This is a genomic window from Marisediminicola antarctica, from assembly GCF_009930795.1.
GTDB classification, from domain to species: domain Bacteria; phylum Actinomycetota; class Actinomycetes; order Actinomycetales; family Microbacteriaceae; genus Marisediminicola; species Marisediminicola antarctica.
This window is the reverse complement of sequence record NZ_CP017146.1, coordinates 1045149-1058529: the sequence shown is the minus strand read 5'-3', so window position 1 is coordinate 1058529 and position 13381 is coordinate 1045149. Positions and strand designations below refer to the sequence as shown.

At 68.1% G+C, this 13381-nt stretch carries 11 protein-coding genes; 1 reads left to right on the top strand and 10 read right to left on the bottom strand.

The features are described from left to right. Nucleotides 1–36: 36 nt before the first annotated feature. The 5 genes from purH to sucC form a co-directional block, all read right to left on the bottom strand. Entirely contained in the window at nucleotides 37–1647 is a 1611-nt protein-coding gene (gene purH / locus BHD05_RS05045; RefSeq protein WP_161885468.1) for a bifunctional phosphoribosylaminoimidazolecarboxamide formyltransferase/IMP cyclohydrolase, read from the bottom strand. After that, nucleotides 1644–2237, bottom strand: a complete 594-nt coding sequence (gene purN, locus BHD05_RS05040) for a phosphoribosylglycinamide formyltransferase (protein WP_161885467.1) — start codon at nucleotides 2235–2237, stop codon at nucleotides 1644–1646. The genes purH and purN overlap by 4 nt, the downstream gene beginning before the upstream one ends. 60 nt (nucleotides 2238–2297) lie before the next feature. Further along, on the bottom strand, nucleotides 2298–4004 hold the full coding sequence (locus BHD05_RS05035) for a cell division protein PerM (protein ID WP_202614296.1): 1707 nt from the start codon (nucleotides 4002–4004) through the stop codon (nucleotides 2298–2300). A gap of 235 nt (nucleotides 4005–4239) precedes the next feature. Then, nucleotides 4240–5127, bottom strand: coding sequence for a succinate--CoA ligase subunit alpha (gene sucD, locus BHD05_RS05030; RefSeq protein ID WP_161885466.1), 888 nt, complete (start codon nucleotides 5125–5127; stop codon nucleotides 4240–4242). A gap of 34 nt (nucleotides 5128–5161) precedes the next feature. Beyond that, on the bottom strand, nucleotides 5162–6331 hold the full coding sequence (gene sucC / locus BHD05_RS05025) for an ADP-forming succinate--CoA ligase subunit beta (protein ID WP_161885465.1): 1170 nt from the start codon (nucleotides 6329–6331) through the stop codon (nucleotides 5162–5164). A gap of 168 nt (nucleotides 6332–6499) precedes the next feature. Between sucC and BHD05_RS05020 the strand changes: the two genes are divergently transcribed. Next, nucleotides 6500–7279 carry an oxygenase MpaB family protein gene (locus BHD05_RS05020; protein ID WP_161885464.1) on the top strand — a complete coding sequence of 260 codons (780 nt, stop codon included), beginning with the start codon at nucleotides 6500–6502 and terminating at the stop codon, nucleotides 7277–7279. Here the strand turns inward: BHD05_RS05020 and BHD05_RS05015 are convergent. The 5 genes from BHD05_RS05015 to BHD05_RS04995 form a co-directional block, all read right to left on the bottom strand. Next, nucleotides 7259–8950, bottom strand: a complete 1692-nt coding sequence (locus BHD05_RS05015) for a sensor histidine kinase (protein WP_236966651.1) — start codon at nucleotides 8948–8950, stop codon at nucleotides 7259–7261. The two genes, BHD05_RS05020 and BHD05_RS05015, sit on opposite strands and share 21 nt — an antisense overlap. A 65-nt stretch (nucleotides 8951–9015) precedes the next feature. Further along, nucleotides 9016–9417 (bottom strand): response regulator, encoded by a 402-nt coding sequence (locus BHD05_RS05010; protein ID WP_161885462.1) that lies wholly within the window; start codon nucleotides 9415–9417, stop codon nucleotides 9016–9018. Further along, nucleotides 9414–9764, bottom strand: coding sequence for a response regulator (locus tag BHD05_RS05005; protein WP_161885461.1), 351 nt, complete (start codon nucleotides 9762–9764; stop codon nucleotides 9414–9416). The genes BHD05_RS05010 and BHD05_RS05005 overlap by 4 nt, the downstream gene beginning before the upstream one ends. A 23-nt stretch (nucleotides 9765–9787) precedes the next feature. Next, nucleotides 9788–10795 (bottom strand): response regulator, encoded by a 1008-nt coding sequence (locus tag BHD05_RS05000; RefSeq protein WP_161885460.1) that lies wholly within the window; start codon nucleotides 10793–10795, stop codon nucleotides 9788–9790. Between the two features lie 105 nt (nucleotides 10796–10900). After that, nucleotides 10901–13324 carry an ATP-dependent helicase gene (locus BHD05_RS04995; protein ID WP_161885459.1) on the bottom strand — a complete coding sequence of 808 codons (2424 nt, stop codon included), beginning with the start codon at nucleotides 13322–13324 and terminating at the stop codon, nucleotides 10901–10903. Nucleotides 13325–13381: the final 57 nt, after the last annotated feature.

Genomic DNA, 13381 nt, shown 5'->3' with positions numbered 1-13381 from the left:
GACCACGACACCAGATCGCCACCGGGCCGAGAACCTCTAGTGGTAGAAGTGGCGCTCTCCCGTGGAGTACATGGTCACGCCGGCCTTCTTCGCGGCGTCGATGACCTCCTCGTCGCGCACCGAGCCGCCGGGCTGCGCTATCGCCTTCACCCCGGCCTCGAGCAGGATCTCGAGTCCATCGGCGAAGGGGAAGAATGCGTCGGATGCCGCGACGCTGCCCACCGCGCGCGCGCCCGCGCGGCGCACGGCAAGCTGGCAGGAGTCGACCCGATTGACCTGTCCCATACCGACCCCGACCGATGCGCCGCCGGTGGCGAGCAGGATCGCGTTCGACTTGACGGCGCGCACCGCCCGCCAGGCGAACTCGAGGTCGGCACGGGTGGCGGCATCCGCCTCGGCGCCAGCGACGAGTTGCCAGCCGGCGGACGAGAAGTCGTCGAAGACGTCGGGGTCCTGCACGAGCAGCCCGCCGGAGATCTGGCGGAACTCCCGCTCGTCGCGACGGTAGCCGTCGGGCAGCTGCAGCAGCCGGAGGTTCTTCTTCGACGCGAGCACCTCGAGGGCGGCCGGCTCGAAGCCGGGCGCGATGACGACCTCGGTGAAGATGTCGCGCACCTGCTCCGCCATCGCGAGCGTCACGATGCGGTTGGCCGCGATGACGCCGCCGAACGCCGAGACCGGGTCGCACTCGTGGGCGCGGATGTGCGCGGCGGCGATCGAGCCGCTCGAGCCGCCCGCAACAGCGATCCCGCACGGCTGGGCGTGCTTGATGATCGCGACGGCCGGCTCCGAGAAGTCGTACGCGGCGCGCACCGCCCCGTCGGCGTCGACGTAGTTGTTGTACGACATCTCCTTACCCTGCAGCTGGGTCGCCTGGGCGACGCCGGGCCACTCCCGCGTGTACAGCGCGGCGGCCTGGTGCGCGTTCTCGCCGTAGCGCAGCACCTGCTTCAGTTCGTAGGTCGCCGAGACGGATGCGGGGAACGCGGCGTCCGTCACGGGGTGCGCCGCACGGATGCCGATGTTCGCGGCGAAGAACTCGGAAACCGCGGTGTCGTAGGCGGAGGTGTGGGCGAATGCCTCGCCGGCGAGACGCTGGCGCTGCGCGAGGGTCGTGCCACCGAGAGTCACGGCCTTGATGATCTGCGGGTAGCCCGCAGGCGAGACCGCGATCGCGACGTTGGCGTGGTTCTTCGCCGAGGCGCGCACCATCGCGGGGCCGCCGATGTCGATCTGCTCGACCGCGGCATCGCCCGTGACGCCGGAGGCAACTGTCTCCACGAACGGGTAGAGGTTGACGACGACGAGCTCGAACGGATGGATGCCGAGCTCGGCGAGCTCCGCCTCGTGGCTCGCGAGACGCAGGTCGGCGAGGATTCCGGCGTGGATCGAGGGGTGCAGCGTCTTCACCCGCCCGTCGAGGGACTCGGGGAACCCTGTAACCTGGCCGACCTCGGTGACCGGGTGTCCGGCATCCGCGATCGTCTTCGCGGTCGACCCCGTCGACACGATTTCGACACCGGCGGCGGCGAGGGCGGCGGCGAGCTCGAGCAAGCCGGTCTTGTCGCTCACCGAGATGAGCGCGCGGGTGATCGGGATCGCGTCGCGTTCCCGGTAGTCGGACGGGGCGTGGCTGGGGGCACTCATGAGTGGGATAGCTCCTCGAGGTTGACGGTTCCGTTGGCGATGTCCAGCACGGCCTGCACGAGCAGCTCGCGTTCAACGAGTTTGATGCGGTCGTGGAGAGTCTGTTCGGTGTCGTCCGGCACGATCGGAACGCGCCGCTGCGCGATGATCGGCCCGCTGTCGACGCCGTTGTCGACGACGATGACGCTCGCGCCGGTCTCGGCGACACCGGCCGCGATGGCGTCACGCACGCCGTGCGCACCCGGGAACTCCGGGAGGTAGGCCGGATGCGTGTTGATCAGCCGGGGCGCGAACGCCGCGACGACGCGGGGCGGGAGCAGACGCATGAACCCGCTAAGGATCACGAGGTCGGGGTTCCAGAACTGCACCTGCTCGAGCAGCTCATCGCCCCACGCGTCGCGGTCCGAATAGCTCGTGAAGGGCACGGTGAACGATGGAATTCCGAACACCTCGGCATGCTCGAGACCGTCGGCCAGGCGGTCGGCTCCGATCGCCAGGACCCGGGCCGGGTACTCGGCATCTTCGGCCGCTTCGAGGAGGGAGCGGAGGTTGGATCCCGCGCCGGAGATCAGAACAACCAGTGACAGCACGCTCCCAGCCTATCGACACCGGCGGGTGCGGCCTGTACCGGCTGTCGAATACATGTGTCGCTAGGGGGTCGGCCGCACGATCGCGATCTCCTCGGTGACCGCGTCCGGCTCGACTGCGGCGGGCTTCGGACCGGCTGGGTCGGGGCCGGCTGCATCGGGTTTCTCCTCGGCGGAGTCGTGCAGCGGGGAGTGCGGCTCTGGCGTCTGGGCGGCATCCGGGCCGGCAGCCTCTGACGCGGCCGAGTCCCGCTCGGCCGGGTCAGGATCTCCGGCATCCGGACGCACGCTGTCCTTGTCCTCCGGCCAGTCGCTCCAGCGCGGTGGCCGCGCAGCCACATCGCCTCCCCGCAGGCTGCCCACGAGCAGCGCGATCGCGGCTGGCACCCCGATCTCGAGGGCGGCGAACCCGCCGACCTGAAGCCACGACGCGCCGACATCCGCGGGCCGGCCGGGGCCCGCTGCGCCCGCCGATACCCACGCGAGCGCTCCGAGCAGGGCGCCGCCCGCGATGCCCATGCCGAGGCCTGTGCCGATGAGCCAGACGTGCGAGCTGAGGCCCGCGCGCACAAGGCGCGGGCGGAGCGCGATGGCCGCGAGGAATCCGGCGAGAACGGGAACGAGGAGGCCGACGAAACCGTAGGCGATTTCTCCGGTGGGGAGCGCGCCGAGCACCGGAACCGCGGGCACCGGGCCGAGTACGGTTCCGAGTGGACTCACCGTCGAGCCTGTGCCGATAGCGAATCCGGGGCCGATGAACCAGCTGGCCGCCCAGATGACGAGGTTGGGAAGAAGGGCAAGCTGGGCGACGGTGAGGGCAGCGCCGCCGAGCACCCCGGACTGCACGCCCTCGAAGAGGGCGATGATCTGCCCGTAGTTGACCGCGACGAGGGCGGCGACCGCCAAGGCCGACGCGGCCATGATGATGCCGGATGCCGCGGCTCCCCCGGTCAGGGCGAGCATGACGGCAGGCCTGAGCCGCCCCTGCCGTTCGTCGATCCAGGCCAGAACGCGCGGGGGCGTCACACGTGTCGCAGAGGGGCGGTCGCGGCGGCGGCTCACCTCGGATCCGACGGCGATTCCGAGGGCGAAGACGAGCGTGGGGAAGACAGCTCCCTGCGTGATCGACGGGGTCGCAGCCGGGTGCAGCGCGGTGAGGGTGACCCCGAGGCTCAACACGGCGAACGCGAGGATCGCAACGATGTGTCCGACGTGGCGGTGCTCGGTCTCGCCGATTCGGCGTCCGGCCCGTACAGCGAGCAGCAGGGTGATCAGGGCGAAGCCGAGCGGCGCGATGGTGAGCACGATTTCCTCGCCGGCCCCGGGTAAGCCGGTGGAGGCGGCGATGAGCGGATCGAGCACAAAGGCAATGTCAGCGCCGTGGCCGAGCAGCCAGACATCGACCGCGCCGCGCCAGAAGACGACGTAGTCGATCTGCAGCCCGTATTGGAACGCCCACATGAGAGTGAGGGGCACGAGCGGGATCCCGATGCCGACACCGACGACGAGCAGCGCCTCGAGGGCGGCGAACAGGGCGGTGAGCGGACGATTCATCGCCTGCGACCCTACCCTTGCAATGCGCCGACTCCGGGTCGGCTCGCTCGGAATCGGCACAATTCCGCCCAGCGCGCCCAGCGCACCCAGCTCACCCATCGCACCCATCGCACCCAGCTCACCCAGCTCACCCAGCTCACCCAGCTCACCCAGCTCACCCAGCTCACCCAGCTCACGATCCACCTTGAGCGAGCCGCCCACTTGTGTCGGGTCCACGGCACATAAGGCAACATAAGCGGGCAGCTCACGCCCGCCACACCGCCCCCCACCCGCGAATCGCCCACATTTGTCGGGTCCACGGCACATAAGGCGACATAAGCAGGCAGCTCGCGGAACAGAGAGCGCAAGCAGAGCCCAGCGCCAGCGCATCCCGCGGGCTACACAGCGACAGCCCCCCGCAACGCAAGAAGGGGCCGGCGTGACGCCGACCCCTCCGTGTACTGCTGCGCTGCTACAGGCTCGCGAAGACCTCACGCATGATCGATGCGGTCTCAGAGGGCGTCTTTCCGACGCGCACTCCGGCAGCCTCGAGGGCCTCCTTCTTGCCCTGCGCCGTGCCGGCACCGTCGGAGACGATCGCCCCGGCATGCCCCATGGTCTTGCCCTCCGGCGCGGTGAAGCCGGCGACGTAGGCGACGACAGGCTTGGTCACGTTGGCCTGGATGAACTCCGCCGCACGCTCCTCGGCGTCGCCACCGATCTCGCCGATCATGACGATCGCCTTGGTGTCGGGGTCGGCCTCGAACGCCGCGAGGGCGTCGATGTGAGTGGTGCCGATGATCGGGTCTCCGCCGATCCCGATGCCGGTCGAGAAGCCGAGGTCGCGCAGCTCGAACATCATCTGGTACGTCAGGGTGCCCGACTTGGAGACGAGTCCGATCGGGCCCGGTCCGGTGATCGTCGACGGGATAATGCCCGCGTTGGATTTTCCGGGGCTGATGATGCCGGGGCAGTTCGGCCCGATGATGCGGGTGGTGTTGCCGTTCGCCTTGGCGTGCGCCCAGAACTCAGCAGAGTCGTGGATCGGGATGCCCTCGGTGATGACGATCGCGAGCTCGATTCTCGCGTCGACCGCCTCGATGACGGCGCCCTTCGCGAAGGCCGGCGGCACGAAAATGACCGACACGTTCGCGCCGGTCGAGGCCATCGCCTCGGCGACGGAGCCGAAGATGGGCAGCTCGTGCCCGCCGATCGACACCGTGGTGCCCGCCTTGCGCGGGTTCACCCCGCCGACGATGTTGGAGCCGGATTCGAGCATCCGTCCGGCGTGCTTGGTGCCCTCCGAGCCGGTGAGGCCCTGAACGATGATCTTGGAGTTCTCGTCGAGAAAAATCGACATGCTGTTCCCTATTCCTTCGGTTCGACGGCTGCGCTCAGCGAGCGGCGTAAGCGAGCTCGGCGGCCTTGTCGGCAGCTTCGTCCATGGTGTCCACGACGGTCACGAGCGGGTGCCCGGCGTCAGCGAGGATCTGGCGGCCTTCGACGACGTTGTTGCCGTCGAGGCGCACGACGAGCGGCTTGGTGGCCGCGTCGCCGAGTACGGCGAGGGCGCCGACGATTCCGTTCGCGACGGCGTCACACGAGGTGATCCCGCCGAAGACGTTGACGAAGACGCTCTTAACCTGCTCATCACCGAGGATGACGTCGAGGCCCGCGGCCATGACCTCGGCGGATGCTCCGCCGCCGATATCGAGGAAGTTGGCCGGCTTGACGTGGCCGTGCTTCTCGCCGGCGTAGCTCACGACGTCGAGGGTCGACATGACCAGTCCTGCGCCGTTGCCGATGATACCGACCTCACCGTCGAGCTTCACATAGTTGAGGTTCGCCTTCTTGGCCTTCGCCTCCAGCGGGTCCTCGGATGCGGTGTCGACTAGCGCCGAGTGGCCTTCGTGGCGGAACTCGGCGTTCTCGTCGAGGGTGACCTTGCCGTCGAGCGCGACGATGTCGCCCTCCTCGGTGAGCACGAGCGGGTTGACCTCGACGAGCGTGGCGTCCTCGCCGACGAAGACCTCGTAGAGCTTCACGATGACGGGGGCGATCTTCGGCACCAGCTCTGCCGGGAAGCTCGCCGCTGTCGCGATCTCGGTCGCCTTCGCGAGGTCGATGCCCGCGATGGGGTCGACCTCGACCTTGGCGAGGGCCTCGGGGCGCTCGACCGCGAGGATCTCGATCTCGACACCGCCCTCGTAGCTTGCGAGCGACAGGAACGAGCGGTTCGCCCGGTCGAGCAGCACCGAGAAGTAGAACTCCTGCGCGATGCGTGCTCCGGCGGCGACCATCACGCGATGCACGACGTGGCCCTTGATGTCGAGCCCGAAGATCGCCTTGGACGCTTCTTCGGCATCCTGCGGGTTGTGGGCGACCTTGACGCCGCCGGCCTTGCCGCGCCCGCCTACCTTCACCTGCGCCTTGACGACGACGGTGCCACCGAGCTTGTCGGCCGCCGCACGTACTTCTTCGGGGCTGTCGGCAATGATGCCTGCCAGCACGGGAACGCCATAGGACTCGAATACGTCCCTGGCCTGGTACTCGAAAAGATCCACGCTGTTTGTCCAATCCGCGGGTCGGTAATAACGAATGTGCCACCGTCCGGACGTCGCAATACCTTGACGTCGAGATACTTGGGCCCTTGGAACTCTACTCTCCTCGCCGCGACCCCCTTGGTTTTTGCCGCCACGCGGCACACAGCGGCATCGGCTACCGTGTCAGCCATGCAAGCGGAGCGAGAGGAGCGAGGGCTCGCCGACATCGGAGCCGAAGCCGTGCTGATCGCGGGCGGGGGGCGCGCGATCCTGCTTCAGCTGGCCAACCCCGCGATCGGGCACGCAATTGCCCGGCACAGCAATTTCGCCGATGGTCCCATCGATCGCCTTCGTCACACGCTCGGCTACGTGTACGCCATCGTCGACGGATCCCCCGCCCAGGTGGCCGCGGTGCGGGAGCGGGTCAATCGCCGGCACGCGCCGGTGAAGTCGTCACCCGGCGCCGCGCCGCCCTATGACGCGACGGATGCCGCGTTGCAGCTCTGGGTCGCCGCAACCCTCTACGACACCGCCATGCTTGTGCACGAGCGACTGATTGGAACACTGTCCGACGCCGACCTCGACCGGGTCTACGCCGACTACGCGGCCATCGGAACGTCGCTGCAGGTTCCGCCGGAGCTGTGGCCTGTCGACCGTGCCGCGTTCTCTGAGTATTGGCGATCACAGCTATCCGGTCTACGCGTCGACGCCACGACCCGCGGTGTCGCCGAGGCGCTACTCTACCCGCGAACCGGGCCCCTCTGGCTTCGCCTGGCAATGCCCCTTGCGCGACTGGTGACGGCGGGGCTGCTGCCCGCCAGCATCCGCACACAGTTTCGCTTCGCGTGGGGTCCGCGTCGGGAGCGGCGCTTCGAGCTCGCAATTGCGGCAATCCGCGCGGTCAACCGCGTGCTGCCGAGCCGGCTGCGCCGGTGGCCGAAGAACGCACTACTGCGCGAGATCGGCTGAGCGGACCCGGGCAGGCTGCTCGAGCGGCAGCGTCATGCTGAAGTTCGTGCCGACACCCTCTTCGCTCCGCACGCTCATCTGGCCACCGTGGGCGGTCACGATCGCCTTGGTGATCGTGAGTCCGAGTCCCACGCCGGGCACGGCATTGCGGGTCGCGGTCGAGGCGCGGAAGAAGCGGGAGAACAGCTGGTCGATTTCGGATTCGGGGATGCCCATGCCGGTGTCGCTGACGGTGACGATGACCTTGTGCGCCTCGCCGTGCAGCGAGACGGTCACGGTGCCTCCGGCGGGGGTGAACTTGATCGCGTTCGAGATGAGGTTGTCGCAGGCCTGGCCGAGCCTCACCGAATCGCCGCGCACCATGCCGCCATCGACGATCTCGACGACGAGCGTGACGCCGGCGCGCACGGCGGCGGGCCGCGCCGAGTCCACCGCCGCCGACACGATCGGCGACATCGATTGCACGTGCTGCTCGAGATTGAACTTGCCCGACTCGACCTGCGCCGTGAACAGGAGGTCGCCGATGAGCACCAGCAGGCGGTTCGCATTGCGCTCGGCGACGCCGAGGTACTGCAGTTGCGTGTCGGTGAGCTCCTCGTCATCATCGTCGCGCATCAGCTCGAGGTAGCCGAGGATCGAGCTCAGCGGAGTGCGCAGCTCGTGGGAGATGAGACCGACGAAATCGTCCTTGAGCTTGGCGACCTCGTGCGCTTTCGTGCGGTCGTGCGCGACGAACAGGTATCCCACCGTCTCACCGTCGTCGTCGAGCCGCGCGGTGACGCTCAGCTCGACCGGGAGCTCGGTGCCGTCGGCGCGGCGGTAGGTCCACTCGCGCACCTCGGCGCTACCGAGCCTTGCCTCCTCGACCAGCGCCGAGAAGCCCGGGTTGAGCACGGTCGCACCGGCGGGATAGTTCAGTTCGCGTGCGCGGTCTTCAAGCTCGTGGGCGAGGTGGAATTCGTCGACGTGGCGCTTGTCCTCGACCCGATCGGCGCCGATGCGGAGCATCAGCGCCGCTCCCGGATTCCAGGCGTCGATCATGCCGGTGAGGTCGGTGCCGATGACCGCCTGCTCCGTGACGGCGCCCCACAGCCCGCGGAACATCCGCTGGGCCTGCCGGAGGCTCGCCTCGCTTTCGGCAAGCTGGTTCGTCCTCCGCTCGTTCGACTCGAGTGCGCTCCTGCGCTCCTCGGCGAGGCGCCGCACCGACGAAAGCCGCAGCCTCGCCTGCCGGGACAGCTCATTGATCACCGCTGCCGCAATCGTGAACACCGCAGCAGAGAAGGCCGCCCGCAACAGCACCGACAGCGCCGAGCTGTCGCTCAGCCCGGCGACCGACGGGAAGATCAGCACGATCGCGGTGCCGATGAAGGCGAACCAGATGTGCTCCCGGCCCTCCTCTGCGGCAAACCAAATGATCGGCAGGATGATCAGCGCCGAAAAGTTCGAAAGCCCCTCCCCCGTGCCGAAGCGCAGGAAGCCGATCGCGACGAGGTCGAGCGCGGGCACGAGCAACGCGAACTTCGCAATGGTTGAGATGGCCGTGAGCACACCGGCGAGCACTGTCGCGACCACCACGGCGACCGTCGCGGCGACGACTGAGGCGACGCTCGTGACCGAGCCCGGGTTCACGGCCACGATCACGACGGCAGCGCCGAACAGGATCGTCATCGGAGCCTGCTTCAGCAGTGGCGAGGGGTTCGGTGTCGCGAGGCGATTGACTGCGGCCGTCAGCGTCACTTTCTGGCCGTCGACGATTGAGTCAGCTCAACGAGTCGCTCGGCCAGTTCGCGTGGGCTGAACGGTTTGATGAGGTAGTCCACGGCTCCCGCATCCCGGCCGGCGGCATGGGCTGCCTCGTCGACCGCCGCGGACAACAGCACGACCCTCGTGCCGGAGAGCTCGTCGTCATCACGGATGAGGCTGCACAGCTCGAGGCCGGTGAGGCCGGGCATCGAGACATCGGTCACGAGGAGATCGGGCTTCAACTCACGCACGAGCTCCCATGCTTCGGTGCCGTCGATCGCGGCGCCGATGAGTTCCAAACCGGACTTGCGCACGGCGATTCCGACGAGAACGCGAATATCGGCGTCGTCATCCGCGACGAGCACGCTCGCCCTGTGGGCTGCGGCGCTCACAGGACGGCCCACTTCGACGCAGTGTTCGCGAGCAACTCGCGCACGCTCGCGCGAGACACGGGCTTGGGGAGCGCCGCGACAGCCTTGGGGTAGTCCCCGGCATCCAGCACCGAGGTGATGGCGACAGCACACTCCGGACGATCGGCCTGGATGCGCGCGGTGAGCGCCCACCCGTCCATGCCGGGCAGGATGAGGTCGACGACGGCGAGGTCCGGCGTCAGCCGCTCGTAGGCCGTGATCGCCGACTCCGCTGAGTCAGCAACGACGACATCGCAGCCAGCGAGCTCGAAGTAGCGGCGCAGGAGGTGGCGCTGGTCGGCGCTGTCATCGACGACCAGAACATTCACTCTCTGGGTTTGGGCTGCCTCCACTAGGAGACTGCCAAGGACTCGCGCAACACCTCGAGCGGCTCGCAGCTCGTGCCGTGGCCGTACCTGGACCAGTAGCGCGCGGTCGCGAGGGCGAGGTCCGGATCGAGGTACGCGGGGCGGTCGTCATGCACCGCGAAGCACGCGAGCATCGCGAGCTTCGCATCGGTGAAGCCGTCGATCGTCACGAAACGATTGGGGTGGAAGTCGACGGTTGCCGATGAACCCTGGTAGCAGGCGATCATTCGCACCTGCTCGGTCGAGACCACCCCGGCGTCGTGCACAGCGCGATGCGACTGGTGACGATCGTTCGTGCTGTGCATGTACACGATGGTCGGTTTCACCTCGTCGACCACCCGCTTGATCGTCGCGACCGTGAGCTCTGGCGTGCCGATTTCGGCCTCGGGATTGTCCTCGAGGATGAGCCGCGCGCCGATGGTCGCCGCCGCCGCGGACCCCTCTTTCCAGGCGACGCGGATGCCGCCCTGCCGGGTTCCCTTCGACAGGGTCAGCACGGTGACCTCGTCGCCAGCCGCGCGATGCGCAGCGAGGATTCCGCCGACGGCGATCTCGACGTCGTCGGGATGCGCGCCGATCGCGAGAACGATCTGGCGGGCGGTGCTGGCGCGGGGCGCCCTGGACTCCTCGCCGAGCCTCGTGACGTGTGCAACGAGGTCCGCGGACGACACAGGCTTCGTGAGGAACTCACTCGCCTGGTTTCGCAGTGCCGTGACGGCGTAATCGATTGAGACGTGGGCGGTCATGACGATCACCGGAGTGCCCGGCTGCAGCTCGCGGATCTGGCTGATGAGGTCCAGCCCAGACGCACCCGGCATCTCAATATCGGTAATCACGACGTCGGGCTTGAAATCGGCGACCGCCTCGAGCACCTTCGAGGGATCCGAGACCGCGACGACGATGCATCCGGCCCGCTTCTCCAGCACCGTCTTGGTGTACATCGCCACGTCGAGGTCATCCTCGACCACCACAACCCGATACGGATCTTGCATTACCAGCCCCCCCAGCCAACTCAACTTCGGCCAACTGTACGCGGTCCGCCCGCAGTCGAGCACCCGAGCCATACCCCCAGTGCTGGTGTATACGACGCGGTGAGGTCAGATCTTCTCGATCGGGCTGATCTTGATGAGCAGGCGCTTGCGACCCGCAGTCTCGAACTGCACCTCGGCGATGCTCTTGGTGCCGCTGCCGCTCACCGCGCTGACCCGGCCCTCGCCGAAGTCGAGATGCCGGATGCGGTCGCCGGGCTTCAGGGTGAGGTCGCCGTTGTCCCGAACGGTGTTCGTCACCCCGCTCGTCCACTCCGTCTTGGGCCGCGCGGCGTTGTGGGCCGCGCGTGCCAGCGCCGTCGCGCCGGGCGCTCCGGCGTCGAGGGAGTAGTCCGAGCCTCCGCCGAGCGCCGGGGCGGCACCGAAGCCCGCCCGGTTCGCGTTGATGGCGCGCGGCTGGGTTCCCCCACGGCTGTTCGCCATGCCGGGCGACTGCCGCCAGTCGATCAGGTCGGCCGGGATCTCCTGCAGGTACCGGCTCGGCATCGCCACGTTGACCTCGCCGAACTGCGCCCGCGTCATCGCGAGCGAGAGGTACAGGCGGCGCCGTGCGCGCGTGATCCCGACGTAGAAGAGGCGGCGTTCCTCCGCCGGTCCGCCCGGCTCGCCCGCCGACATCCGGTGCGGAAGCAGGTCTTCCTCGACGCCCGTGAGGAACACGGCCTCGTACTCGAGTCCCTTCGCGGTGTGCAGGGTCATGAGCGAGACCGTGCCGCTCGAGTCGTCCAAATCATCGGCGGCCGCGACGAGCGAGGTCTCCGTGAGAAAGTCGATGAGGGTGCCCTCTGGGTTGTTCTTCTGAAACTCCTTGGTGACCGCGACGAGCTCCTCGACGTTCTCGGCCCGTGCCTCGTCCTGCGGGTCGCGGCTCGCCCGCAGCGCCTCGACGAACTTGGTCTTGGTCAGCAGGGCGGTGAGAACGTCGGCGACGGGAGCGGTGTCGGCGGTGAGCGCGACCTCGTCGAGGATCGCGCCGAGCCGCAGGATCGCGCCGGTCACCTTCGGGCCGAGGCCGAGCTGGTCCGCCTCGCGCATCGCCTCGCGCAGGGTCTTCTCCGACTTATCGGCATGGCTCTGCAGCGCCGCCTCGGTCGCCGGGCCGATCCCCCGCTTGGGCGTGTTCATGATGCGTCGCAGCGCCATCGGGTCGGCAGGGTTCGCGACGGCGATGAGGTAGCCCATCACGTCCTTGATCTCGGCCCGCTCGTAGAACTTCGTGCCGCCGAGCACCCGATAGGGCAGCGCCGAGCGGATGAACACCTCCTCGAGCGCTCTCGTCTGGGCGTTCGTGCGGTAGAAGACGGCGATGTCGCGGTACTGCACTCCCGTTTCGTGCAAGGTCACGACCTCGTCGGCGATGAACTGCGCCTCGTCGTGCTGGCTGTACCCGGTGAACCCGACGATCTTCTCGCCGTCGCCGACGGTCGTGAACAGCTTCTTGTCCTTGCGGTCGAAGTTGTTCGAGATGACGGCGTTCGCCGCGCTGAGGATGTTCTGGGTCGAGCGGTAGTTCTGCTCGAGCAGCACGACCTTGGCGCCGGAGAAGTCCCGCTCGAACTCGACGATGTTGCGGATGTCCGCTCCGCGGAAGGCGTAGATCGACTGGTCGGAGTCACCGACCACCGTGAGCGAGGCTGGCTCGAGCTCGCGGGTCGGGTCGCGCAGCTCCCGTCCGTCGAACCCCGTCGCGCCGGCGAGCAGGTCGGTGCGCGGCGCCCGGGTCAGCTCGCGGATGAGGGCGTACTGGGCGTGGTTGGTGTCTTGGTACTCATCGACGAGGATGTGCCGGAAGCGCCGCTGGTAGAGCGCCGCAACCTGGGGGAAGGCGCGGAACAGGTACACGGTCTGCCCGATGAGGTCGTCGAAGTCGAACGCGTTCGCGCTCGAGAGGCCGCGCGTGTAGGCACGGAAGATCTCGAGGAACATTGCCTCGGTCGGGTCATTGAAGTTGGCGCCGCGGGCGTAGGATTCCACATCCTGCAGCTCGTTCTTGAGCTTGGAGATGCGACCGGATGCCGAACTCACCGTGAAGCCGAACGTGTCGGCGTTGAGCTCCTTGATGATCCGCTTGAGCAGTGCGCGGCTGTCGGCGGAGTCGTAGATCGTGAACTTCTTGGTGAAGCCGAAATGTTCGGCCTCGCGTCGGAGGATGCGCACGCACGCCGAGTGGAAGGTCGAGATCCACATTCCCTCGGCGCCTCGGCCGACGAGTTCTTGCACACGCTCGCGCATCTCGGCCGCGGCCTTGTTCGTGAAGGTGATCGCGAGGATCTGGCTGGGCCACGCCTCGCTGGACTCGAGCAGACCGGCGATGCGCCGGGTCAGCACGCTTGTTTTGCCCGAGCCTGCCCCCGCGACGATGAGGAGGGCGGGGCCGCGGTACTCGACGGCGACGCGCTGCGCCGGGTTGAGTCCCTCGAGCAGGCGGGACTGTCCGCTGGAGGGCTGGGCGGGGTCGAGGATGAACGTCATGACCGGTCAAGTCTAGGCGTGGCCTCCGACACCCTGCCCCGCCGCTCACCCCGTACT